Origin of the sequence: Mesorhizobium vachelliae (assembly GCF_033977325.1) — a bacterium.
Classification (GTDB): Bacteria; Pseudomonadota; Alphaproteobacteria; order Rhizobiales; family Rhizobiaceae; genus Mesorhizobium; species Mesorhizobium vachelliae.
This window is the reverse complement of sequence record NZ_JAVIIR010000026.1, coordinates 24,519-47,655: the sequence shown is the minus strand read 5'-3', so window position 1 is coordinate 47,655 and position 23,137 is coordinate 24,519. Positions and strand designations below refer to the sequence as shown.

The 23,137-nt window shown below is 63.6% G+C and carries 27 protein-coding genes and 1 tRNA gene; 19 read left to right on the top strand and 9 right to left on the bottom strand.

Annotation, left to right across the window (positions count from 1 at the left end):
* Nucleotides 1-5: 5 nt before the first annotated feature.
* Nucleotides 6-82, top strand: a tRNA-Met gene (locus RFM41_RS32040).
* Nucleotides 83-315: 233 nt separating this feature from the next.
* Here RFM41_RS32040 and RFM41_RS32035 read toward each other — a convergent pair.
* Nucleotides 316-570 (bottom strand): hypothetical protein, encoded by a 255-nt coding sequence (locus RFM41_RS32035; protein WP_320253207.1) that lies wholly within the window; start codon nucleotides 568-570, stop codon nucleotides 316-318.
* 45 nt (nucleotides 571-615) lie between these two features.
* Here RFM41_RS32035 and RFM41_RS32030 point away from each other — a divergent pair, with 45 nt between their 5' ends.
* Nucleotides 616-1,194 (top strand): pseudoazurin, encoded by a 579-nt coding sequence (locus tag RFM41_RS32030; RefSeq protein ID WP_320253206.1) that lies wholly within the window; start codon nucleotides 616-618, stop codon nucleotides 1,192-1,194.
* 133 nt (nucleotides 1,195-1,327) lie between these two features.
* On the opposite strand, the gene RFM41_RS32025 is transcribed toward RFM41_RS32030, so the two are convergent.
* Nucleotides 1,328-2,251: a ferritin-like domain-containing protein gene (locus RFM41_RS32025; protein WP_320253205.1), complete on the bottom strand. Its 924-nt coding sequence runs from the start codon at nucleotides 2,249-2,251 to the stop codon at nucleotides 1,328-1,330.
* A 188-nt stretch (nucleotides 2,252-2,439) separates the two neighbouring features.
* Here RFM41_RS32025 and RFM41_RS32020 point away from each other — a divergent pair, with 188 nt between their 5' ends.
* The 9 genes from RFM41_RS32020 to RFM41_RS31980 all read left to right on the top strand — a co-directional run bounded on the left by RFM41_RS32020 (nucleotide 2,440) and on the right by RFM41_RS31980 (nucleotide 11,861).
* The gene (locus RFM41_RS32020) at nucleotides 2,440-4,716 is read left to right on the top strand and encodes a 4Fe-4S binding protein (protein ID WP_320253204.1); all 2,277 of its coding nucleotides are present in this window, start codon (nucleotides 2,440-2,442) and stop codon (nucleotides 4,714-4,716) included.
* Nucleotides 4,713-6,644 carry a TAT-dependent nitrous-oxide reductase gene (gene nosZ / locus RFM41_RS32015; protein ID WP_320253203.1) on the top strand — a complete coding sequence of 644 codons (1,932 nt, stop codon included), beginning with the start codon at nucleotides 4,713-4,715 and terminating at the stop codon, nucleotides 6,642-6,644. The genes RFM41_RS32020 and nosZ overlap by 4 nt, the downstream gene beginning before the upstream one ends.
* On the top strand, nucleotides 6,641-7,915 hold the full coding sequence (locus RFM41_RS32010; RefSeq protein ID WP_320253202.1) for a nitrous oxide reductase family maturation protein NosD: 1,275 nt from the start codon (nucleotides 6,641-6,643) through the stop codon (nucleotides 7,913-7,915). The genes nosZ and RFM41_RS32010 overlap by 4 nt, the downstream gene beginning before the upstream one ends.
* On the top strand, nucleotides 7,912-8,820 hold the full coding sequence (locus RFM41_RS32005; protein WP_320253201.1) for an ABC transporter ATP-binding protein: 909 nt from the start codon (nucleotides 7,912-7,914) through the stop codon (nucleotides 8,818-8,820). Before RFM41_RS32010 ends, RFM41_RS32005 begins: the two co-directional genes overlap by 4 nt.
* Nucleotides 8,817-9,647: an ABC transporter permease gene (locus RFM41_RS32000; RefSeq protein WP_320253200.1), complete on the top strand. Its 831-nt coding sequence runs from the start codon at nucleotides 8,817-8,819 to the stop codon at nucleotides 9,645-9,647. Before RFM41_RS32005 ends, RFM41_RS32000 begins: the two co-directional genes overlap by 4 nt.
* Entirely contained in the window at nucleotides 9,644-10,192 is a 549-nt protein-coding gene (locus RFM41_RS31995) for a nitrous oxide reductase accessory protein NosL (RefSeq protein WP_320253199.1), read from the top strand. The genes RFM41_RS32000 and RFM41_RS31995 overlap by 4 nt, the downstream gene beginning before the upstream one ends.
* Nucleotides 10,189-11,241, top strand: coding sequence for an FAD:protein FMN transferase (locus tag RFM41_RS31990; protein WP_320253198.1), 1,053 nt, complete (start codon nucleotides 10,189-10,191; stop codon nucleotides 11,239-11,241). The genes RFM41_RS31995 and RFM41_RS31990 overlap by 4 nt, the downstream gene beginning before the upstream one ends.
* A gap of 16 nt (nucleotides 11,242-11,257) precedes the next feature.
* Nucleotides 11,258-11,416: a hypothetical protein gene (locus tag RFM41_RS31985; protein ID WP_320319336.1), complete on the top strand. Its 159-nt coding sequence runs from the start codon at nucleotides 11,258-11,260 to the stop codon at nucleotides 11,414-11,416.
* A gap of 166 nt (nucleotides 11,417-11,582) precedes the next feature.
* Nucleotides 11,583-11,861, top strand: coding sequence for a DUF2249 domain-containing protein (locus tag RFM41_RS31980; protein WP_320253196.1), 279 nt, complete (start codon nucleotides 11,583-11,585; stop codon nucleotides 11,859-11,861).
* On the opposite strand, the gene RFM41_RS31975 is transcribed toward RFM41_RS31980, so the two are convergent.
* Nucleotides 11,815-11,979, bottom strand: a complete 165-nt coding sequence (locus tag RFM41_RS31975) for a hypothetical protein (RefSeq protein WP_320319337.1) — start codon at nucleotides 11,977-11,979, stop codon at nucleotides 11,815-11,817. The genes RFM41_RS31980 and RFM41_RS31975 overlap by 47 nt on opposite strands.
* A gap of 8 nt (nucleotides 11,980-11,987) precedes the next feature.
* Between RFM41_RS31975 and RFM41_RS31970 the strand changes: the two genes are divergently transcribed.
* The 4 genes from RFM41_RS31970 to RFM41_RS31955 all read left to right on the top strand — a co-directional run bounded on the left by RFM41_RS31970 (nucleotide 11,988) and on the right by RFM41_RS31955 (nucleotide 16,126).
* Complete coding sequence (locus tag RFM41_RS31970) at nucleotides 11,988-12,449, top strand: (2Fe-2S)-binding protein (protein ID WP_320253195.1); 462 nt, start codon at nucleotides 11,988-11,990, stop codon at nucleotides 12,447-12,449.
* Nucleotides 12,449-13,318 (top strand): FAD binding domain-containing protein, encoded by an 870-nt coding sequence (locus tag RFM41_RS31965; protein ID WP_320253194.1) that lies wholly within the window; start codon nucleotides 12,449-12,451, stop codon nucleotides 13,316-13,318. The genes RFM41_RS31970 and RFM41_RS31965 overlap by 1 nt, the downstream gene beginning before the upstream one ends.
* Nucleotides 13,315-15,645 carry a xanthine dehydrogenase family protein molybdopterin-binding subunit gene (locus tag RFM41_RS31960; protein WP_320253193.1) on the top strand — a complete coding sequence of 777 codons (2,331 nt, stop codon included), beginning with the start codon at nucleotides 13,315-13,317 and terminating at the stop codon, nucleotides 15,643-15,645. The genes RFM41_RS31965 and RFM41_RS31960 overlap by 4 nt, the downstream gene beginning before the upstream one ends.
* A 115-nt stretch (nucleotides 15,646-15,760) precedes the next feature.
* Nucleotides 15,761-16,126: a hypothetical protein gene (locus RFM41_RS31955; protein ID WP_320253192.1), complete on the top strand. Its 366-nt coding sequence runs from the start codon at nucleotides 15,761-15,763 to the stop codon at nucleotides 16,124-16,126.
* Nucleotides 16,127-16,146: 20 nt separating this feature from the next.
* Here RFM41_RS31955 and mog read toward each other — a convergent pair whose 3' ends face one another.
* From mog to RFM41_RS31930, 5 genes are read right to left on the bottom strand one after another with little or no spacing between them, the layout of a single operon-like run.
* The gene (gene mog / locus RFM41_RS31950; RefSeq protein ID WP_320253191.1) at nucleotides 16,147-16,662 is read right to left on the bottom strand and encodes a molybdopterin adenylyltransferase; all 516 of its coding nucleotides are present in this window, start codon (nucleotides 16,660-16,662) and stop codon (nucleotides 16,147-16,149) included.
* Nucleotides 16,663-16,667: 5 nt separating this feature from the next.
* The gene (gene ubiV / locus RFM41_RS31945) at nucleotides 16,668-17,567 is read right to left on the bottom strand and encodes a ubiquinone anaerobic biosynthesis protein UbiV (RefSeq protein ID WP_320253211.1); all 900 of its coding nucleotides are present in this window, start codon (nucleotides 17,565-17,567) and stop codon (nucleotides 16,668-16,670) included.
* Nucleotides 17,568-17,585: 18 nt separating this feature from the next.
* Nucleotides 17,586-18,584 carry a ubiquinone anaerobic biosynthesis protein UbiU gene (ubiU, locus tag RFM41_RS31940; protein ID WP_320253190.1) on the bottom strand — a complete coding sequence of 333 codons (999 nt, stop codon included), beginning with the start codon at nucleotides 18,582-18,584 and terminating at the stop codon, nucleotides 17,586-17,588.
* Entirely contained in the window at nucleotides 18,581-19,126 is a 546-nt protein-coding gene (ubiT, locus tag RFM41_RS31935; protein WP_320253210.1) for a ubiquinone anaerobic biosynthesis accessory factor UbiT, read from the bottom strand. Before ubiT ends, ubiU begins: the two co-directional genes overlap by 4 nt.
* A gap of 50 nt (nucleotides 19,127-19,176) precedes the next feature.
* Nucleotides 19,177-19,599 carry a hypothetical protein gene (locus RFM41_RS31930; RefSeq protein WP_320253189.1) on the bottom strand — a complete coding sequence of 141 codons (423 nt, stop codon included), beginning with the start codon at nucleotides 19,597-19,599 and terminating at the stop codon, nucleotides 19,177-19,179.
* A gap of 170 nt (nucleotides 19,600-19,769) precedes the next feature.
* Here RFM41_RS31930 and RFM41_RS31925 point away from each other — a divergent pair, with 170 nt between their 5' ends.
* The 3 genes from RFM41_RS31925 to RFM41_RS31915 are packed head-to-tail and all read left to right on the top strand — an operon-like array spanning nucleotide 19,770 to nucleotide 22,149.
* Complete coding sequence (locus RFM41_RS31925; protein ID WP_320253188.1) at nucleotides 19,770-21,272, top strand: UbiD family decarboxylase; 1,503 nt, start codon at nucleotides 19,770-19,772, stop codon at nucleotides 21,270-21,272.
* On the top strand, nucleotides 21,269-21,862 hold the full coding sequence (locus tag RFM41_RS31920; RefSeq protein WP_320253187.1) for a UbiX family flavin prenyltransferase: 594 nt from the start codon (nucleotides 21,269-21,271) through the stop codon (nucleotides 21,860-21,862). The genes RFM41_RS31925 and RFM41_RS31920 overlap by 4 nt, the downstream gene beginning before the upstream one ends.
* On the top strand, nucleotides 21,862-22,149 hold the full coding sequence (locus RFM41_RS31915) for a DUF2249 domain-containing protein (protein WP_320319335.1): 288 nt from the start codon (nucleotides 21,862-21,864) through the stop codon (nucleotides 22,147-22,149). Before RFM41_RS31920 ends, RFM41_RS31915 begins: the two co-directional genes overlap by 1 nt.
* A 121-nt stretch (nucleotides 22,150-22,270) precedes the next feature.
* On the opposite strand, the gene RFM41_RS31910 is transcribed toward RFM41_RS31915, so the two are convergent.
* Nucleotides 22,271-22,648 carry a hypothetical protein gene (locus RFM41_RS31910; protein WP_320253185.1) on the bottom strand — a complete coding sequence of 126 codons (378 nt, stop codon included), beginning with the start codon at nucleotides 22,646-22,648 and terminating at the stop codon, nucleotides 22,271-22,273.
* Nucleotides 22,649-22,932: 284 nt separating this feature from the next.
* Between RFM41_RS31910 and RFM41_RS31905 the strand changes: the two genes are divergently transcribed.
* Nucleotides 22,933-23,136, top strand: coding sequence for a hypothetical protein (locus tag RFM41_RS31905; RefSeq protein ID WP_320253184.1), 204 nt, complete (start codon nucleotides 22,933-22,935; stop codon nucleotides 23,134-23,136).
* Nucleotide 23,137: the final 1 nt, after the last annotated feature.

Here is a 23,137-nt window from a genome sequence, read left to right as displayed (position 1 = left end):
GGTGACGCGGGGTGGAGCAGCCCGGTAGCTCGTCAGGCTCATAACCTGAAGGTCACAGGTTCAAATCCTGTCCCCGCAACCAAACAACAAAAAAGCCCGCATCAAGCGGGCGTTGTCGTATCCGGCTGTGGTGGCCGGCTGATTTGAGTTGTCATCAGCCGCCCGCAAGAGCGCCCCGCAAAAAGGCAATACCAACGCCGCGCAACAAAAAAGCCAAATCCTCTCCCCCAACCAAACAACAAAACGCCCCATTAAAGCATGTCTCCCGAAAGTGGGAACCGGTTTCGGGATAAAGACATGCGCAAAATCAAAAACCTAAAGCGCATGGAGCGAATCTGAAAGATCGCGACGCGCTTTAAGCGGGCGTTCTTGTATCCGACCGACACTCCCGAGAGCTCGCCTCCGGGAGTGTTTTTGTTTGTAGTCCGATCCGGCGCCTTCCTCTTCCACAAAACCCCGTCGCAGCGCCGGCAGCGAGGGGCCGATCGCGCTCGCCGGATCATTGATGATGTTCGAGGGGCCGTCCAAATACAAAAAGCGCCGGATCCTCTTAAGGCGGTCGTCCTTCATGCAGGGCTCCTGCACCGCCGGAAATTGCCCTCAAGCGCATAGCGCATGAACAAAGTCCGCGCATTTCAACGGCAACCGCCCGCGAATTTGATCCAGCGCAACGTCCGGCGGCTGGCTTCGTCTAATGACGTTATGGATCGATCCTCAGCGATCTCATCCCAGCAAATAAGGACACGGAAGAAAATGCGTTCGATTAAACTTGCGCTGTCGGTTGCGGCAGCCACCCTGATTGCGGCCGGTGCTCATGCAGCCGAGGTTGAAGTCAACATGCTCAACATGGGTAAGCACGGGATGTTTCAGCTCGATCCCTCCTTTCTCAAGGTAGCGCCCGGCGACACCGTCCATTTCGTCGCCAAGGACAAGGGCCACGATGTTGAGTCCATCCCCGGTATGCTGCCGGACGGCGCCCAGCCGTTCAAGGGTGAGATGAACAAGGATGTCTCGGTCACATTCACCAAGCCCGGCGTTTACGGCATCAAGTGCAATCCTCACTACGGCATGGGCATGGTCGCGCTTGTCGTGGTCGGCGATCCGAGCAGCAATCTGAAGGCGGCCGAGTCGGTCAACCAGCCCGGCAAGGCCAAGAAGGCTTTCGAGGAGCTGTTCAAACAGATCAGCCAATAGAGCAATTCCAGGAAAAGTGTGAACGGTTTTCCGTCCGGAATTGCGTAAAAACAAGGAGATAGAGCGGTTCGCTGTTTCCGTGAAACGGTGAAACGCTCTAGGGCGCGCCCACGCCCCACGCTGACGTGCCACGTCAGCCGAACGCCTGCAGCCGCGCCGCTATGGCCGCGAGGCTCTGCATGGCTCGATCCGCCGCCTGCTGGGCCGCGGCGAGCACCTGCTCGTCGCGCGTGTGGTCGGCGAGATCGAGATAGGCCTGGTGCAGCCGTTCGGCCTCGGCGAGCGCGGCGCGCAGAAGCGGCAAGGGTTTGGCAGGTTGCGGAAAGTCTGTTCTTGCTGCTTCGACAGTTCCGTCGGCGACTTCAGGCTCGCCCGCGCGCTCCCGCTCGGCAACCTCGGCGATCGTCTTGGAGGCCGCATTCTCGCCCAGCGCGGCGAGCCGCGCGGCGATCCGGCGATGGATGACGGCCGCACGCGATTCCAGCCGCCGGCTCTGGCGCGCGAACTCCGGCAGCGACGAGGCGTCCAGCATCGACCTCCCATCGCGGGCGTGCCTGGCGCCTTCGCGCCGATAGGCGCGACGCCGTTCCCCGCGCAGCCTCGCGGCGTGGTCGAGCGCCTTTCCGGCGAGCCACTCCGCCGTTGCGCGCACTGTCGCATCTTCGCTATGCGCCGCGACATAGGAATAGAAGGCGAAGGCCAGCATTTCGTTGTCCACCGCGACGCCGAGGGCCCGGTACGGGGTGAGCAACGCGCTGGCCTCCGCTTCGTCCCATGATCGAGAGATTTCGGAAGGCAGTCCGCGCAAATCGGCCGGTGCCAGCGGCGGCGCGCCCGTCAATTCAATGGAATGGCGCGCGATTTCTTCGATATGGTCGCGCTGCTCTTCGACAAGCGCGCTGAACGTTCCGGCAATCTCTCGCTCGTTCAGCTTTTCCATACGAGCCGCGAGCCTTTGGTGGTGCTGTGCCGCCGTTTCCTCCATGGCCGTCGCCAAGCCGAGCAGTTGCGGAACATCGCGCAGCCGCACATTGGGTTCTTCACTCAGCCGCCTCATGCGAGCGTCTCCTCGTTCAATGAGCGCCAATGTGACACCTGCTGGTGCCATTTGAGTTTGTCTTAGATCAAAGAGCCTCCGGGGCGATCGTCTAAGGGTAGCGCGCGTCCGATCGACGAACGATCGGGCTTTGGTGCAGACGGCCGGCCGTGGAAATGAAACCAGTTTTCGGATTCGGATGGAAATCGGTGAGCCTGGGTTTCCTGGCTTCTTTCTTCCTCCTGCTTGCCCTCCTGTTGCCGCAGGCTGAAGCCAACGCGTCCGGGCGGCTCGGCGAATTCCTGGGCGGGATCAAGGCATCCGACATCGATCCCGCGGCCGACAGTTTCGGCGGCGTCGAGGGCAACCCGCCCGCGGCGAAATTGCTCAAGGGCGGTCAGCCCGTCGGCTACGCCTTCCTCACGAATGATGTCGTCGATTCGACCGGCTACTCGGGCAAGCCGATCAACATCGTCGTCGGCATCGACCTCGACGGCAAGATCACCGGCGCAAAGCTTGTCGAGCATCACGAACCGATCGTTCTGGTCGGCATCCCTCAAGCGAAGATCGAACATTACATCGACGGCTTCATCGGAAGGCGTGTCCTCGATCCGAGCGAGGAGAGCCGCATGCCGGTCGACATCGTCAGCGGCGCGACTGTCACCATGATGGTCATCGCCGACAGCATGACGCAGTCGGCGGTCAAGATCGCGCGATCGCGCAACCTCGGCACCGGTGTTGCCGGTGTCGCTTCTGAGCCCGCCCGCCGCACCATCGATCAGACCATAAGCGCCGTCGAAACCTGGCAGGCCCTGCTCGGCGACGGATCGGTCCGCAGGCTTGCGATCACCAACAAGGAGCTCGACGACCTGTTTCAGCGGACGGGCAATGCCGCGGCGATCGCCCGCCCGCAGCAGGGGGACCCCAATGCCTCTTTCGTCGATGTCTACGTTGCGCTGGCAAGCGTGCCGGCGGTCGGCCGATCGCTGCTCGGCGACGCTGAATATGACCGCCTTCGCCAGGACCTGAAGCCCGGCCAGCAGGCGATCCTCGTCGCCGGCGACGGACCGTATTCCTTTCGCGGCTCCGGCTATGTGCGCGGCGGCATCTTCGATCGCATCGAGCTGATCCAGAGCGAGGGCAGCATACGCTTCCGCGATCGCAACTATCGGCGGCTCGGCGCGGTGGCCGCCGAAGGCGCGCCGGACTTTCCGGAGATCGGCGTCTTCGTCACGCCCGACGGCTCGAACCTCGATCCCGGGGCGCCATGGCGGTTCCAGCTGCTCGTGCAGCGGGCGACCGGTGCGCTCGACAAGGCATTCGTCACGACGGGGCTCGACTACTCGACCCCCGACAAGTTCCTGACCGCGCCTGTTGCGCCGCCGGCGGTCACGCCCCTGGCGGTGGCCGCACCGGCGTCGGCGGCCACGCAACCGGCGGTGGCGGCGGCGGACAACGAGCCGCCGCTTTGGCAGCGGATGTGGCTGGCGCGGAAGGTCGACATCGCCATCATGCTCGCCGCCATCGGCGTGCTCACCGGCATCTTCTTCTTCCAGGATATCCTCGTGAAGTGGCCGCGCGCCTACGAGCGCATCCGGCTCAGCTATCTCGCCTTCACGCTTCTATGGCTTGGCTGGTACGAGCACGCGCAGCTGTCGGTCGTGAACATCCTCACCTTCTTCAACTCGCTGCGCGGCGACTTCCGCTGGGATTATTTCCTGCGCGACCCGCTGATCTTCATCTTGTGGTCGGCGGTCGCGGCCGCGTTGCTGTTCTGGGGGCGCGGCGCCTATTGCGGCTGGCTCTGCCCGTTCGGCGCATTGCAGGAGTGGACGAACCGGCTGGCGCGCTGGGCGCGCATTCCGCAGGTCCGCGTGCCGTTCTGGCTCAACCAGCGCCTGTGGCCGTTCAAATATATGATCTTCCTCGCACTCTTCGGCCTTTCCTTCGGCTCGCTCGGCCTTGCTGAGGAAGCGGCCGAGGTGGAGCCCTTCAAGACCGCGATCATCCTGCATTTCGCGCGCGAGTGGTGGTTCGTGCTGTTTGCCGTCGGCTGCCTTGCGCCCGGACTCTTCATCGAACGTTTCTACTGCCGCTACCTTTGCCCGCTCGGCGGCGCGCTGGCTATCCCGGCCCGTGTGCGCATGTTCGATTGGTTGAAGCGTTACAAGGAATGCGGCTCGCCCTGCCAGCGCTGCTCCAATGACTGTCCCGTCCAGGCGATCCATCCGGAAGGGACGATCAATCCCAACGAATGCATCCAGTGCCTCAACTGCCAGGTGCTCTACCACGACGACCAGCGCTGTCCGGTGGTGATCCAGAAGCGCATCAAGCGTGAGAAGTTCCTGGCCCTGCAGTCGCCGTCGATGGTGCCGGAACCCAAGCGCAAGCCGAGGGTCCTGGTGACCGTCAACGGTCGCGAACCATCCGTGGAACGGAAGCCTGCGGCCAGCCAGGCCGCGTCAATAGAAGGAGACGACCAATGAAGGACGATGATGACAGGTCGGTGGAAACGGAGACTGGAGTAAGCCGCCGCAAGCTTCTGGCCGGAAGCGGCAAGGCCGCCATACTGGCCGGCCTCGCCAGCGCAGCCGGTGGCGGAGCCGTCGGCGTTGCCGGGTTCACCAGGCCCGCCCATGCCAAGGAGGCGACCAGCGAGATCCGCCCCGGCGATCTCGACGAATATTACGGCTTCAGCTCGAGCGGCCAGTGCGGCGAGGTGCGTGTCATCGGCTTGCCTTCGATGCGCGAGCTGATGCGCATTCCGGTGTTCAACCGCTGCAGCGCCACCGGCTGGGGTACCACCAACGAGAGCCGGAAGATCATGACGGAAGGCCTGATGCCGACCACGCAGGCGTTCCTCGCCAAGCGCGGCGGCGTCTACCCCAATGGCGACCTGCATCACCCGCATATGTCCTTCACGGACGGCACCTATGACGGACGCTATCTGTTCGTCAACGACAAGGCCAATTGCCGCGTCGCGCGCATCCGCTGCGACGTGATGAAGTGCGACAAGATCATCGAGATTCCGAACGCGTCCGACATTCACGGACTGCGTCTGCAGAAGTATCCGCGGACCGGCTACGTGTTCGCTAACAGCGAGCACATCATCCCGATCCCGAACGACGGCAAGGTCCTCGACGATCCCAAGCAGTACTGGTCGGTCTTCACGGCGATCGATGGCGATACCATGAAGATCGCCTGGCAGGTGCTGGTCGACGGCAATCTCGACAACACAGACGCCGACTACCAGGGCAAGTACGCGTTCTCGACCTGCTACAATTCGGAGCGGGGCGTGACGCTCGCTGAAATGACGGCGGCGGATCGCGACTGGGTGGTGCTTTTCAACCTCAAGCGCATCGAGGATGCGGTCAAGAAGGGCGATTACAAGGAGATCAACGGCGTACCGGTGGTCGACGGGCGGCATGGCTCGCGCTACACGCGCTACGTTCCGGCCGGCAACAATCCGCACGGCTGCAACACGGCGCCCGACGGCATCCATCTCGCGATCGCCGGCAAGCTCTCGCCGACCGTCACGCTTCTGGATGTGCGCCGTTTCGACGACCTGTTCGACGACAAGATCAAGCCGCGCGACGTCGTCGTCGCCGAACCTGAGCTGGGTCTCGGACCGCTCCACACGGCCTTTGACGGCAAGGGCAACGCCTATACCACGCTGTTCCTCGACAGCCAGGTCGTCAAGTGGAACATCGACAAGGCGATCCAGGCTTACGGCGGCGCCAAGGTCGATCCGATCATCCAGAAGATCGACGTTCATTATCAGCCGGGCCACAACCACACTTCCATGGGCGAGACCAAGGAAGCGGACGGCAAGTGGCTGATGTCGCTCAACAAGTTCTCCAAGGACCGCTTCCTGCCGGTGGGGCCGCTGCATCCGGAGAACGACCAGCTGATCGACATCTCGGGCGACGAGATGCGCCTGGTCCATGACGGGCCGAGCTTCGCCGAGCCGCACGACATCTGCCTGGTCCATCGCTCGAAGGTCCGGCCCGTGATCGTGTGGAAGCGCGACGACCCGATGTGGGAGGAAGCGCGGCAGCAGGCGGCGAAGGACGGCGTCAAGCTCGAGGAAGCGGCCAACGTCATCCGCGACGGCAACAAGGTGCGCGTCTACATGCATTCGGTCGCGCCGGCCTACAGCCTCGACAAGTTCACGGTGAAGCAGGGTGACGAGGTCACCATCACCGTGACCAACATGGACGACGTCGAGGATCTGACCCACGGCTTCACCATGGTGCGCCACGGCATTGCGATGGAGATCGGGCCGCAGCAGACGGCGTCGGTGACTTTCACCGCGGACCGCCCCGGCGTCCATTGGTACTACTGCCAGTGGTTCTGCCATGCGCTCCACATGGAGATGGCCGGGCGCATGATCGTGGAGCCGCAGCCGGCATGATCCGGAAACAGCATAGCAGGAGCGCAGTCGCGGCGGCCCTCGTCGCCGCCTGCGCCTTCCTCCTCCCAGGGACGGGGCGGGCAGAAACCCTCGCCGTCCCTGCGGGGGGCGATGGTCTTCGGCAAGCGGTTGCCGCCTCGCATTCGGGCGATACGCTGAGGCTCGCCGCCGGCCTGTATCAGGGACCGATCCGGATCGACCACGCTCTCACCATCGTGGCCGAGCCCGGCGCCGTCCTCGACGGGCAGGGCCAGGGCCGCACCGTCGAGGTGGTTGCCCCGAACGTCGTCATACGCGGCCTCACCATACGCAATTCGGGCATCGACGATCCCATGGACGCTGCGGTCTTCCTCGAAGAAAGCGCCGCGGGCGCGATCGTCGAGGACAGCCGGATCGAGAACAGCCTCGTCGGCGTCTATGTTCACGGCGCCGCCAACGCGATCGTGCGGAACAACCGTATCGTCGGGCGGACCGACCTCAGGACCAACGAGCTCGGCAACGGCGTCTATGTCTGGAACGCGCCGGGAGCGCAGGTGATCGGCAACTACATCACAGGCGGACGCGACGGCATCTTCACCAATGCCAGCCGCAACAACATCTTCCGCGGCAACCGTATCGAGAATGTCCGCTTCGCCGTCCACTACATGTACACGAACGACAGCGAGGTCACCGACAACATCTCGCGCGGCAACCATGACGGCTACGTCATCATGTATTCGAGCCGCCTGGCGATCCGCCGCAACCTGTCGGAAGACGATGGCGATCACGGTCTTCTGCTCAACTACGCCAACGATGCGGACATCGAAGACAATTTGGTGCGGCGGGCCGACCAGTGCGTCTTCATCTACAACGCCAACAAGAACCGGTTCGCCGACAACTGGTTCGAGGATTGCGCTGTCGGCATCCACTTCACCGCGGGTTCGGAGCGCAACCGGATAACCGGCAATGCCTTCGTCCATAACCGCTCTCAGGTCGTCTACGTCGGCACACGGTCGCTCGACTGGTCGGCGGACGGGCGCGGCAATTACTGGAGCGACAACCCGGCGTTCGACCTGAATGGCGACGGCATCGCCGATACCGCCTACCGCCCGAACGATATCTTCGACAAGGTCGTGTGGACCTATCCGACGGCCAAGCTCCTCATCAACAGCCCGGCCGTGCAGGTCATACGCTGGGCTCAAGCGGAGTTCCCTGCGCTCCATCCGGGCGGCGTCATCGACAGCGCGCCGCTGATGGCGCCCGTCCCGCCAGCGCTCGAGGTGAAGCCATGACCATATTGCCGACGATCTTCATGCAAGGCGTGTCGAAGCGATACGGCGATACCTATGTGGTGCGCGACGTGGATCTCTCGGTTGCGCCGGGCGAGTGCGTCGCCATCGTCGGGCACAACGGAGCCGGCAAGAGCACGCTGGTCAAGATGGCGCTCGGCCTCATCGCGCCGACCGCCGGGCGCATCGCGCTGCTCGGCGAGGACCCGGCCGGGCGCGAGGCCATGGCATTCCGGCGCAGGATCGGCTTCCTGCCCGAGAACGTCGCCTTCTCCGCGGCCATGACCGGCCGCGAGGTGCTGCGCTTCTACGCGCGTCTCAAGCAAGTGCCGCTCGGCGTCACCGACCGGCTCCTGGAACGCGTCGGTCTCGCTCACGCCGCGCGCCGCCGCGTCGGCACCTATTCGAAGGGTATGCGCCAGCGCCTCGGATTGGCGCAGGCCCTTCTCGGCGAGCCGCGCGTCCTCTTCCTCGACGAGCCGACAACCGGCCTCGACATCGAGTCGCGGCAGATGTTCTACGACGTCATGGCTGAGCTGCGTGCCGCCGGCGCTACGCTGCTGCTTTCCTCGCACGCGCTCAGCGACATCGAGCAGGCCGACCGCATCGCCATCATGAAGGCCGGCCGCATGGTCGCATGCGGCCCGCTCCCTGAACTCCGCCGTCTGGCGGACCTGCCGCTTCGCATACGGGTACATGTCGTCGACGGGAATGCGGCGCGGGAATTCACCGCCCGGCCTGGCGTGCAGTGGCTCGACGATCTGCGCTTCGAGCTCACCTGCGCCGACGACGGCAAGATCGAGGCGATCCGCAGCGTCTCGCTGCTGCAAGGCGTCCGCGACATCGAGGTGATGCCGCCGACACTGGTCGATCTATGCGACGAGCTGACACGGGAGGCCGCGGAATGAATGCCATAGCAACGATTGCCGGCCGCGAGATACGCGACGGCCTGCGCAACCGCTGGGCCCTTGGCGCCGTCCTGCTTATGGCCGGCTTAGCCCTGACGCTTGCATTTCTCGGCAGCGCTCCCACCGGGGTGGTGGGCGCAAGTCCGCTCGAAGTCACGGTCGTCAGCCTGTCGAGCCTGACGATCTTCCTGGTCCCCCTGATCGCGCTCCTCCTGTCGCACGATGCAATCGTCGGGGAACGGGACCGGGGCACGCTGCTCCTTCTTCTTTCCTATCCGCTCTCGCGCTGGCAGATCCTGTTCGGCAAGTTCCTCGGGCACCTCTCGATCCTGACAGTGGCGACCGTGCTCGGCTATGGCGCCGCCGGAGCAGCGCTCGCTTTCGCGGCCGGCGAGTTCGATGCCGACAGCCTCGGCAGCTTCGCGCGGATGGTCGGCTCGTCGGTCCTGCTCGGCGCCGTCTTCGTCGCGCTCGGATACTTGATCAGCGCGACCGTGCGCGAGCGCGCGACCGCGGCAGGCCTTGCCATCGGCATCTGGCTGGTTCTGGTCCTCCTCTACGACATGGCGCTGCTCGGCCTTTTGGTCGCGGATCAGGGCAGGACGATCAGCGCCGCCGCCTTCAACTGGCTGCTGCTGCTCGATCCCGCCGACATCTTTCGGCTTCTCAATCTTGCCGGGCTGTCGAAGACCAGCCTGTTCGCCGGGATGGCCGGCCTTGCCGAGCAGATGCAGTTCGGCCGTGCCGTGCTGCTCACGGCGCTGGCGGCCTGGGTGGCGGTTCCCCTCGCGCTGGCCGCCTTCGCCTTTTCGAGGAAAGAACCATGACACGCGCAACGATCCTCGGCGCGCTGGTCGCCGCCAGCCTCCTGCTCGCCGGCTGCAGCCAGGAGATCGCCGGCCTGCCCAAGCCGCCACCGCAGGAGCCGACGGCCACGTCGGTCGCCTATTTCTGTTCGATGGGCCTGCTCGAGCATGGCGGCCCGAAGGGGCAGGCCTTCCGTGCCGGCAAATCCGAGCCGGTCTGGTTCTCGTCCGTTCGCGACGCCGTCGCCTTCTCGATGCTCCCCGGAGAGCCCAAGGACATCGTCGCCATCTACGTCAACGACATGGCGAAGGCCAGGAACTGGGATCGCCCCGAAGCGGGAGCCTGGGTCGAGGCGCACGACGCCTGGTACGTCATCGGCAGCGATTACGGCTCAGGGATGGGCGGCAACGAGGCCGTGCCGTTCTCCGACGAGAATGCCGCGCGTTCGTTCGCGAGCGCGCATGGCGGAGCTGTACGCCGGTTTGACCGGATTCCGCAGGAATACATTCTGGACGGCGTGCCGCTCGATAAAGCCGAAAAGTCCGAACAGGCAGCGATGCAATGAGCAAGACGATGACCGAGGGATTGAGAAAGACGCGCGGTGCATCGAGCGCTCCGATGTCGCGTCGACGCTTCATTCGCATCAGCGGCGCGGTAGCCGGGCTGGGCTTGGCAGCGCTGGGAGGACGGTTCCCGGGAAAAGCGGCGCCGTCTCTCCTTCACGAATGGCGGGGAGTCGCGCTTGGCGCGGATGCGTCGCTGCGCATCTACCATCCCGACGCGGCGGACGCCGAGCGCCTTGTTGCGGACGCCGTAGCCGAGGTGCACCGGCTCGAGCGCGTGTTCAGTCTCTACGACAACACCTCCGCGCTATCCCGGCTGAACCGCGATGGCACGCTCGCCGATCCGCCGCAGGAGCTCGTCGAGCTTCTGGCCGCGAGCGCGCGCTATTCACGCGCGACCGGCGGCGCCTTCGATCCGACGGTGCAGCCGTTGTGGGAGCTTTATGCTGCGCATTTCGGCAGACCGGATGCCGATCCGAATGGGCCGTCGACCGCCGACATAGCAATCGCGCGTGCACGGTGCGGCTATGAGGGGGTGGCGGTCGACGACGGGCAAGTCGCGTTCGCGCGTCCCGGCATGGCCGTGACGCTGAACGGGATTGCGCAAGGGTACATCACCGACCGTGTCGCCGAGCTTCTGCGAGCCCGCGGGGTAACGCATACGCTGGTCGACATGGGGGAGACCCGCGCGCTCGATGGAAGTCCCGCGGGTCGGCCCTGGTCGGTCGGCATCAAGGATCCGCGTGTCGAGGATGGTCTCCTCGCGAAGCTTGCGCTTGACAACCAGGCCATCGCGACCTCGGGCGGCTACGGCACCGAATTTGATGCGGCGGGGCGCTTCAACCACATATTCGACCCGGCAACCGGATTGTGCGCGAACCGCTACCTCAGCGTCTCGGTCATTGCGCCGACAGCGACCTGCGCCGACGCGCTTTCGACCGCCTTGTCCATTTTGCCCATAGATCGCGCATCTTCGGCTCTCGCCGGCGCCGGAGCGACGCGGGCTTATTTCGTGCTCCCTGACGGGAGCGTCGTCGACCGGAGCGCCTGAAAGGTGAACGAAGTTCGTGGCTGAGGAGCAAAAAGTGATCGAAGAGTGGCCAGCTCTTGTGTTCAGCACTGAAGCGGCAAGCGGGACCAAGGCAGGCCACACGTTGCTGCCCATGCTCATCGCGGGGCTAGCACTGGCAGTTCTTGGTGGAATGGTCGTGATGATCTTTGTGTAGCAGAAAAGTCTGTGCGGGACCGGCGGCGCCTTTCAGCCTATCGCGGCACTTTCCGCGAAATGTTTGCGCTTCGGCAAATAGACGGATTTCGACCGAGGCTACGTTTCGGCACCGGGCCAAGGATGTCGGTGTTCGGTGCTTTCCACAGCAGTCGGGATTTATGAATATGTCTGAATCGCAAATCTCATCACAACCCCAGCTGGATGTGCGCGCCGTCCCGCCTGTGGAGCGCCACGCTCGGATTTTCGGGATCGCCCAGGCGCTGGCCGGGGGCCAATCCTTCGTCATCGTGAACGATCACGACCCACGGCCTTTACGCTACCAGATGGAAGCCAGATATCCTGGCCTGTTCGGTTGGGAATACCTGCAGCAAGGACCGGACATTTGGCGCGTTGAGATCAAGAGGCTGCATTCATCCGGGTGCGACTGTTGCTGCGGCGGCTGACGATCACGTCGCTGTCCAGAGCAATTCCAGCGTGCAGCGGTTTTCTGCCCAGAATTGCGGAAACAATATTTAGAGTATTGGCGAAATGCCGCGAAGCAAACGTTTCGGACAGAACCATTCCTTGCCATGCGAATATTCTTCAAGGTTAACGGTCAGGCAGTCGAGACGGAAGGCTCGGCCGTTTCGCGTTTGAGCAGTTTCCTGCGCGATGTCCTTGGCCTGACAGGCGTCAAGGAAGGCTGTTGCGAAGGCGAGTGTGGAGCCTGCACCGTGCTGCTGGACGGCCGACCCGTCAATTCTTGCCTTGTGCTGACGTTCCAGGCCGCTGGGCGCGAGGTCATCACGGTTGAGGGACTCGGCGGAAGCGGTGATCTGCAAAATGCGTTCCTGCAAACGGGCGCGGTGCAATGCGGTTATTGCGCGCCGGGGATTCTGATGGCCGCCGAAGGGCTCTTGCGTGCCATTCCCAATCCCGTCGAAGCTGAAATCCGCCACGCGCTGGCGGGCAATATCTGCCGCTGCACAGGTTTCGAGACCATCGTCCAAGCCGTCGCCGCCCACGCCGCCGCTCGCCAGGGGACCTATTGATGGGCGAGGTCTCGGTCGCCGCGCCGGCCCACATGGCGGAGCTGCGGGCGCTGTTCGCCGCGACGGAGGGCCCGATAACCTTTATAGCCGGCGGGACGGACATGCTGATCGCACGCCGCCTACCGCCCGCGGGTGGGTTGCTGATCGATCTCTCTCGCATAGCGGGCATGGGTTTCATCTCCTCCGATGGCGGCGATATCCGCGTCGGCGGCGCCACCACTGTCGCTGCGATAGCTGCCGATGACGGGCTCCGAGCTCGGCTGCCCGCCCTTGCCGAGGCCGCCGCGCAATGTGGGTCCGTTCAAATCCGCAACCGGGCCACCGTCGGCGGCAATATCGCAAATGCCGCCCCGGCCGCGGATCTCCTGCCGGTATTGGTCGCAGCCGGAGCCCGGTTGGAGTGTATCGGACGCGATGGCGCATCGCGCGAACTCGCGATTTACGACTACACGCCCGGCCACGGATACCTGATCGCGCAAGTGATCCTGCCGGGGAGCGGCCTCCTTCCGTACAGCGCTTTCGTCAAGCTCGGACCGCGGCAGGACCTCAGCATCTCGCGCCTCAATATCGCGCTGCTGGCCGAGTTTCGGGATGGTCATTTCGGCTGTGTGCGAATCGCTGCCGGGGCGCTGGGGCCGCGTCCGCTGCGCCTGCCCCTTGCCGAGGTTGCGCTTGCGGGCAAGGATCTGTGTTCGGCCACATTGCGCGATTTTCTTTCGGCCCTGACCGCCGAGGTCGATGCGGCTATCCCGGGCCGGAACTCGCAAGCCTACAAGCGTCACGCGATCACCGGGCTAGGGCTTGACCTGGTTGCGCAAGCGCTTGGGCTGAGCCCGCGCGAACGCCTTTTCGAGGACGCCGCGCGATGAACCAGTTGTCCCGCCGCGTGCCGCTTGTCGACGGCGTCGCGAAACTGACGGGCGCCCTGCGCTTCACTGCCGACCTGCATATCGAGGGCCTGCTGCACGGCGCGCTGATGCTGAGCAGCCGTCCCCATGCTCGAGTCGCCCGTGTCGACATCACGGCCGCCTTGGCGGTCGAGGGTGTCCACGACGTGTTCTGGCACGGCAACACGCCGTCCCACCTCTATAACAGCTCGATATGGTTTTCAGGGCAGAAGGCGCTGGCGGACGAGCAGATGTTTCCGCAGATCGTGCGCCACGTAGGCGATCGAGTGGCGGCGGTGGTTGCCGACACGGAAGAAATCGCCCGCCATGCGGCGCAACTGATCGAGGTCGACTATTCGGATCTTCCCGCTGTCTTCGATCCCGAAGTCGCGCTGGCTCATGCGGGATTGCCGCTGCGGGAGGACGATACCCCGACATTCCTGAACCCCGTTGCCGGCGAGACCTTCGTCTACGGCGACCCGGACGCCGCCTTCGCCGCCGCCGATCTGATCGTCGAGACCAGCGTCGCCACCCCTCGCAGCCATCATTGTGCCGTGGAGACCCATGCCTGCATCGCCAGGCCCGAGCCTGACGGCCGCATCCTGATCCTGTCGCCGTGCCAGAGCGTCTTTGCCGTTCAGGCAGTCGTCTGCCAGGCGCTCGGCCTGCCGCCCGAGAAGATAAGAGTGCAAAAAACCCCGATAGGCGGCTCGTTCGGAGGAAAGGCGGAGCCGATCCTCGACCCTCTCTGTGCCTTCTTCGCCCTGAAGCTCGGCCGTCCGGTGATCATTCGTTATGACCGACAGGAGACATTCATCGCAACCCGCACGCGCTCCAGCGTCACCGGGCGGATGCGCATCGCATTCAGGTCCGACGGCCGCATCCTCGCGCGCGAGACCGAGACGCTCGTCGACATCGGCGCCTACTGCACCGGCGGCAATTACCTGCCGAGTTCAATGCTTCAGCGGCTGGTGCGGCTCTATGATGTTCCGGCGGAGCGCTACAGCGGCCGTGCCGTATATACCAACACCGTGCCTGCGGGCGCCTTCCGCGGCTACGGCTCGCCGCAAATTCACGCAATAGCGGAAATTTCGTTGAACATAGCAGCTCGCCGAATGGGAATGGATCCGGTGACGCTGCGCCAGAGAAACCTCGTCGGCCCCGGCGCCATCGAACCTTGGCAAGGGCTCGACCTCGGTAACGCCCGCGGCAGAGAGTGTCTGGCGCGTGGCGCCGAGGCCTTCGGCTGGGCCGGACGCTACCAGAAGGGTTTCACGCGGGGGCGGTGGCGACGGGGAGTCGGGGTTGCCTCAGCCACTCATATCAACGGCTGCTATCCGGGGTTCCACGAAGAGACCACGGCCTCATTGAAACTGTTGCCGGACGGACGGGCCGAGCTCGTCTGCGCGCTCCACGATCTCGGTTGCGGAGCCGACACCACGCTGGCGCAGATTGCTGCCGAGACGCTGGGGCTAAGGGCGTGCGACATCGTCATCGTTCCCGCCGATACCGATACCTGTCCCTACGACCTCGGCACGCGGGCCAGTCGCATGACCTATATCTGTGGGGAAGCCATCCGTCGCGCGGGCGTCGGCCTTGCGAAGTCGATCCGCGCGGTTGCGGGTCTGGAATTGAACACGCAAGCCGATGACTTGCGACTGGAAGCTGGCGCAGTCCTGCTCCAGGACGGTTCGGGGATGGCGCTCTCGGAGCTTGCTGGACGCCTGGCCAACCGCAAGGCCGAACTGCCGGCGGCGACAGAAAGCTACCGCGCCCAGGCCAATCCGGGCTCATATGCCGCGCACTTCGCCGAGGTCGAGGTCGACAGGCTTACCGGCCGCGTAAAGGTTACAGACTACCTGGCCGTCCACGATATCGGCAGGGCGATCAACCCGATGCTGGTGGAGGGCCAGATCCATGGCGGAATCCAGATCGGCATCGGCTACGCGCTCTATGAGGATGTCGCCATCGACCGCGCCACGGGACGCATGCGCGCTGACAGCTTCAGCCGCTACACGTTGGCCAATGCCCCCGAGATGCCGCCCATACGCGTGCTGCTCGTAGAAGAGGGCGAACCCACCGGCCCCTTCGGTGCGAAAGCGGTCGGGGAGATTGCGACGATTCCGGTGGCGGCGGCGATCGTCAATGCCGTGAACGACGCATTGGGAACCGAGTTGACGGAACTGCCGCTTTCGCCTGAACGCATCCTTGCCGCGGTGGTCCAGGAGGGGTCGCGATGTGGAGCGGCTTGGCCTGATGATTCGGATTGCGCGATGCCCGCCCCCGAAAACCCCAGGCGGCCGCGCTAAAGCGCGTCGCGATCGTTCGGATTCGCTCCATGCGCTTTGGGTCTTTGATTTTACGCATGTCTTTATCCCGAAACCGGTTTCCACTTTCGCGAGACATGCTTTAGGCGGGCACAGCATGCAGGTCAGGTATGCGATCGTTTGGTTGGAATTCCGGGCGGCCAAAATATTCCTGTTCGACGGGACTGTCATCGAAGACACCTGGGTCGAGATCCCGCTGACAGAACATCGCGACCGCGACAATGGGGGGACAGAGGGAGCGGACGATTTCTTCGGCGAAGTCGCTCGCTGCCTCGATGTGGCGCAAGAATGGATCATTCTCGGCACCAGGTCGGGCTGTTTCGGGCTTCTTGCCTACATTTGTCGGCGCAAGCTCGATGGCTGCGTTGTCGGCGCCGAGGTGACCGAAGTGTCTGACGGGATGGCGGCGGTTTCGCACGTTCGCGACTATTTTGCCAGGTACCGAAACCGGGTTGGCCGCTGAACGGCCAGACGGAAAGCGGCTCAGTCACGCTGCTCAAGCATGGAGGGATGCACCGCGATCGAGCCCGCGCCGATGAGTTCCAGACAGTAGGGCACGGCGGGGAAGACGGCGCTGAGGCACACGTCGATGGAGGCAGGTTTTCCGGGCAGGTTGATGATCAGCGAGCGGCCGCGCACTCCCGCGGTCTGACGTGAAAGAATGGCCGTGCGCACATGCTGCAGGCTTGCCTGCCGCATGAGCTCGCCGAAACCGGGCAATTCCTTGGTGATGACCTGCCGCATGGCTTCCGGGGTGAGATCCCTTGGCGAGGGACCGGTTCCGCCGGTTGTGAGGATCAGGTCGGCGCCTGCCTGGTCGCAGAGCTCGATAAGCACGTCGCGGACACTCTCCAGGCCATCAGGGACGATGCGGCGAACAAATTCGCAGGGCTCTGCCAGGACACGGCGAAGCCAGCGCTCGATTGCCGGTCCGCCGAGATCCTCGTACTCACCGCGGCTCGCACGGTCGGATATGGTCACGATCGCGATCCGGGCCATTTTAGTCAGGCCGTCGCATTTACCTGCCAGCCGGGCCTGCCATGGGCGTACCCGTCGACCAGGGTGCCCGGCAGATCGAGGCATGAAAGGGCGAAGCGGGCATCTTCGGGCTCCTCCTTGCCGTCGGCAAGTTTTCTATAGATCCTCGCCACCTCGACCATGTCGCATGTCTGGGGGGACAAACGAAGTCGCCTGATGCCCTTTGAGGCGAGCGTGTCGGGCGCGGGGCAGAAGGCCTGCACCTGATTGGAAAGGGTCTGCACGCCGTTGACGGCCAGGAACTGCTGGTCGTCGAGCGTATCGACCGCGAGACCGTCGGGATCCCTTTCGCATGTGAACTGGCACGAATCCTTGTGAAGGCCGTGGACCCGCGCATGATAGCAGCGTCCGGAAAGAGCGAGCGGCAGCCGCCCGAAAGCGAAAATCTCGAACTCGGCCTCCGGACATTTCACGGCCATGGCGCCGATCGCCGCAAACGACAATTCCACGGGTGGGCAGATAGTCTGCGCGCCGAGCTGGATCAGGAACTTGGCGGAAGCCTCGTTGTAGACGTTCAGGAATGGACCCGTGACGAAGGCTTTGCCGGAGCGTGACGGCAGGCCGGATACGTCATTGATCTCGACCAGCCTGTCGTCTCCGCAAATGTCCTGAAGGCTTTTGCGGTCCCGGACGGTCGCCGGCGCGGCCAGTGTGGACAGCACCACCTGCTTGCCGCCGCGTTCCAGCCGTTCGATGATTGCCGGCCACGCCGGGTCCGAAAACGGCATGCGTTTTCCGCAGACGACTTCACCGACGTGAACGCGCTCGACCGGAGCCTCGTCCGCTATCCTGCGGTAAAAGTCGAGGAGACGGTCGGGGGACCAATGGAAGAAGACTGGCCCAAGCGTCAGCACGATTTCCGTCAGGGCGATTTCGGGCACCGCCTATCTCCATTTCTTCTCGTAAGCGCCAGCAGTCTGCCGAGCCCCTTCCGACTGGCCGGCGAGAAGCCGGTCGATGTCGACAGCGTCGCCGCCCTTTTCGACCGCGTCGACGGCTTTCCTGAACGCCCGCACGACCTCGCTTACGTAGCCCTTGCCGCGCTGGCGCCCCTCGATCTTCAACGCAGTCACCCCGGCGGCCTTCAAGCCCGCGATCATGCTGCCGGCGTTCAGGCTGACGGGATCCTCGAACAAATGGGATGTCTTGCCGTCGGCTTTGAATTTGCCTTTGCAGAGAGTGGGATAACCGACCGGCTGGCCGCGTTCGTACCGGTCGATCGTGAAGCCGGACAGCCGCGCCGTGGTGCCGCCCGGCTCTTCATCATAGCTCACCATCTCCGGCGGCGAGCAGACACCGTTGAGATTGGGCGATTTTCCCGTCGCGTATGAAGAGAGATAGCAGCGCCCTTCGACCATCACGCAAAGGCCGCCGAAAACGAAGGCTTCGGTTTCCACGCCGATGGCGCGGTTCAGCGCCGCTATCTCCTGGAGCGAAAGAACCCTTGGAAGCACCACGCGACGGATGCCGAACTGAGCCGCATAGAAGCCGATCGCTTCCGGCGTCGCCGCGGCAGCCTGCACCGACAGATGAAGGCGGATCTGCTTGTGGTTCCTGGCCACATGATCGAGGACGGCGAAGTCCGCGGCTATGATGGCATCCGCGCCAGCTTCGGCGGCTGCGTCAGCAGCCTTCTTCCAGATGTCGACATCGTCGACGCGCGCAAAGGTATTGATCGCAACCAGAACCTTGCTGCCGTGGCCGTGCGCGAAGCGGACACCTTCGACGAGCTCGTCCCGGGAGAAATTGAGCCCGGGAAAATTGCGGGCGTTGGTTTCATCGCGAAATCCGCAATAAACCGCGTCCGCGCCCGCCTGGACGGCTGCCCTCAACGTAGCGGGGGTCCCCGCCGGACAGACAAGTTCCATGCGTGTCGTCGTCATGCTTCCTGCGTCTCGCTGGTGTTGTTGTCGGCCAATCGGCGCGCGACGCCCAAGGCGCCGAGGACCCCGGTATCGACACAGCGGGCCAGGATGCCGTGCAGCCCGAGCAGGTCTGCCGGGCGAAGCTCGGCATCCTCTATCGTGTTCCTCAAGGCGAGCACTGCTTCCGTGCGCCCGCTTATCGAGATCACACGGCTGAAGAACATCGCATCGCCGTCCAATGTGCCGTCAAGCAGGCCCAACAGGGTCAGAAGCGGCCCTTTGACCTGCACGTCCGATCGGGCAGCCTCATCCTTGCTCACGACGCGGACGCTGGATCGTTGTCCGTCCGGGACCACACAGAACGCGAATGCGAGGTCGACAGGATCGATACCGAAGCAGGCCGAACGGGATTCGCCCAGGCGCTCGAAAAGGCCGGGGCGCCGCCTGGCAAGCGAGCGCAAGGACAATGTCAGCAACGGCCCGAGCGGCAGTCCTGCCACCGTCGGAAACAGGTGGCGAACAAATCCTGGTAGTGTTGTCCGGGTGTCCTGTGGCCGCATCGTCAATCGCTGTCCGTTCTGTGTTCGACTGTGAAGTTTCTTGTGGCCAGCTAGGCGTCGCATCTTTTGGCGAGGAGCTTCGAGAAATTTTCTCTGTTGGGGCAGAAATCGCGATAGTGACTTTCGAAATCGAAGGCTTCCAAATGACTGTGACACCTGCGGCGATGGGGGCACGTGATGCAGGTTCGGGACATGAAGCTGTCACGCGCGAACTCCAGCGTATGAAAGCTATCGGGATCGATCCCGACTGAAAGCATCGCCAGCGTGAGGAAATCTTCCGAGGCATAAGGCAGATGCATGGCATCATCGAATTCGCCGGGCGACATGCCGATGCCATCCAGCATGCCTTTGCACTCCTCCGGTCCAAGCGCCCAAAATTCTCTTCTCGCAGTCTTGCTCCGTCTGCAGTCCTTCAGGCCGGCGATCGCCGACCGGCATGCTTGAAGCGCGTCGTTGACTAGGTTGCTGGCCATCTGAACGTCTTCCCGACACTGCCGCGACATCGGCCAACTCTCAGGCAAGCGGACCGTCGGATTCAAAGTACAGCGCGCAAACGGCCTGTTCTTTGACCTAGCGCAATGTTTTCGAGCGGCCGCCGTGAGAGAACGGCGTCGCCGACGGACCGGTCGTGCCGGATTTCGCCATGCATTATCGCCTTCTTCCCCAGTTTAGTGATCTTGGGTCCTTTCTTTCCTACCTGGGCGGGAAAGGCCAGCTCCGGGAAATCAGCGCCCCGGTATCGACCCGGTTCGAGCTGACGGAGATCCATAAAAGGGTGATCGCGGCGCGGGGGCCGGCGCTGCGCATGACCATGCCGACGGACAGCCAGGGAGTGGGTTCGTCGTTCCCGGCCGTGGCCAATATCTTTGGGACGCGGGAGCGTGTCGCCTGGGGGCTGGGTACGGACATTCGCGGACTGGAGACCCTCGGCGCTCTGCTGGCATGGATGAGGTCCCCCCAGGTTCCGCAGAACCTGCGTCAGGCCCGCCACATGTTCTCCGCAGCGCGTGGCGCGTTGGCGGCGCGGCCGAAGATCGTATCGTCATCAAGACTATGGAGGGATGCGGAACCGGATTTCGCGATCCTTCCCATCCAGACCTGCTGGCCGGAGGACGCCGGTCCTCTCATCACCTGGCCGGTGGTCGTCACCCGACCACCTGGCGACGGTGATCCCGGCAAGTACAATCTGGGCATATACAGGATGCAGGTCATCGCCCGGGACCGGGCGATCATAAGGTGGCTGCCCATGCGAGGCGGTGCCGCCCACCATCGCATGTGGCAGGCGAGGGGGCTCGAGATGCCCGTCGCCGTCGTCATCGGCGCGGATCCGGCGACATTGATAGCGGCGGTGATGCCGGCACCCGAAGGCGTATCGGAACTGTCGCTGTCCGGATTGATCAACGACCGGCGGGTTGGGCTGGCTCCATGCAAGAGCATCGAGCTTCATGTTCCCGCCAGCGCCGAGATCGTGCTCGAGGGAACCGTCTCCCCCAACGAAACGGCAGAGGAAGGCCCCTTCGGCGACCATACGGGATATTATAACGGCGCGGAGCATTTTCCCGTCTTCAAGCTCAAGCGTATTCGCGTGAGGGACGGCGCGAACTATCTCACGACGTTCACCGGGCGTGCACCCGACGAACCGTCCGTGCTCGCCGAGGCGCTGCTCGACATCTACAAGCCGCTGCTACGCCAGCAGATACCGGAAATCCTCGACGTCTGGCTGCCGCCGGAAGCCTGCTCCTACAGGATCGCGGTCATATCGATCGTCAAGAAATATGCCGGGCAGGCGCGACGGGTGATGATGGGGTTCTGGTCGCTGTTGCCGCAGTTCTCGATGACCAAGATGGTCGTGATGGTGGACGACGACATCGACATCCGGTCGTGGTCGGACGTGATGTGGGCGGTCGCCACGCGAATGGACGCCTCGCGCGACCTGATGACGCTGGATCGGACCCCGATCGACTCCCTCGACTTCGCGTCGCCGCTGGAAGGGCTTGGAGGAAAAATCGGGTTCGACGCGACGCGCAAGATCGGGTCCGAGACGTCCCGCGAGTGGGGGAAGGAGCTGAAGATGTCATCTGACGTCGTCGAACGGGTCTCCGAGCGCTGGGAGGAGCTTTTTCCAACCGGTTCGGTGCAGAAATGACAAAACGGATCATAGTCGGAGTTACCGGTGCGTCCGGCTCGGTGCTGGCCCTCGAGACCATACGCCAACTGGTCAGAGGTGGAGCGGAAACGCATCTCGTCACCTCGAAAAGCGCGCGCATGACCATTGCTTACGAGCTTGGCGCCGACGGATTGGCGCAGCTTGCCTCGCTCGCCAACCACACCCACTCCCCCCAGGACCTGGCAGCACCCATCGCCAGCGGCTCCTTCAGGACGGACGGCATGATCGTCGTGCCCTGCTCGATGCGGACCTTGGCGGCGATGGCGCACGGCCTGGGCGACAACCTTCTTACCAGGGCGGCCGACGTCGTCCTGAAGGAAAGGCGCCGGCTGGTGGTCGTGCCGCGTGAGGCTCCTCTGCATGAGGGGCACCTCGAAGCGATGCTGCGATTGACGCGGATGGGAGCGATCATCGCGCCGCCGGTGCCGCCATTTTATGTCAAGCCGGCGTCGGTCGAGGCGATGGTCATCGAGATGGCGGCGCGACTGGTCAACTGGGCCGGCGTGGATCCCGGCGACAAGCTGACGAGGTGGGGCGAAAAGAATGTCGCGACCCGTCAGTTGTTTTGATGGAGCCGCCAATGGGAGGGAAGACCCCGGCGAATTGCAATGAAGCGCAGCAAGGCGAGCCATATGATGTAAGGCGACTTCATACGGCAAGGAAACAGTCGGCCATCATGTCGATGTTCGATGGCCTCGAGCCGGGCCAGACATTCTCGGTGATCCTGGACTTCGATCCCCGCCGATTGAAGCGTCAGCTGGAGTCATCTTTCGCCGGCGACCTCGTCTGGGTTTGCCTCGAGATCGGGCCACCCGAATGGCTGATCGAAATCGGGAAACGAAAACCGGCTCAATGACCGGCCGGCTCGAGGTCTCAACTAAATCATGTCTCCCGAAAGTGGTAACCGGTTTCAGGGCAAGGACATGCGTGAAATCAAAAGCCTAAAGCGCATGGAGCGAATCTGATCGCGACGCGCTTTAGCGTACAATTGCCGTGAGGGCGGCAAATTGACCGAGCTGCCGCATCGAAAGCGCGCCGTCCCTTGCGATCGTCGCGATGTCGTCAAAGAGAAGGGCGAGGTCCTCGTAGACACTGCTATCCCGTTCGGCCGCTCCTATCTCGTCGAGATCCTGCAAGAACAACAGAATGGTCTCGATATGCGCGCGTTGATGGCGAGCGTTGGTGAGATGCCCGCGGGCCGCCGGCCCTATCTCCAAACTGGCGAAGCGGGACAACGTCTCGTCGAGCTTGGAGCGGCACCGGCAGTCCAACCCCGCCTCATCGATCAGCCCTGCCAGCCGGGCAACGGTGATCGCCATTTCCGCGGCGCTGTTTTCGGGAAGGCCGTGCTTCATCTTCTTCTCCCGTCGCAGACAGTCTGCCTGGAGACGCTGTGCAGTTGACTTGTGCCTGGGCAACCTGGCCGAGAAGAGCAAGACATGTCCCATGCCGGGAATCAGATCGCTGGGCTGCTTCAAGAACAATCTTCAAGATAGTCGATGCTTCCGAGAGATGTTTGCGCTGGAGCAAACACCCAATCGATCCCCGCACCTATTGCGCCATGCTCGTCCTTCTTGCCGGTCCGTCCAATCGCGGCGGTGCCGGAGGAGATGCATCGCCATTCCGCAGGACGGGTCGCATGGGCGCCGACGGCAAGTTCAAAGCCTTCAAGACCTGCGCGCTCGCGGCGATGACGGTCTGCTGCCTGTCTCGCCTGCTGATCGAAGCGCTGCCTGGCTATTTCAGCCTGCTGGCAAGCCTTTCAGGCGCTTTGTGGATTATCGCGTTCGGCCTGTTCCTGACGGCCTATCGCGAGCCTCTTTTCGGCATTGGCGCGAAATAGC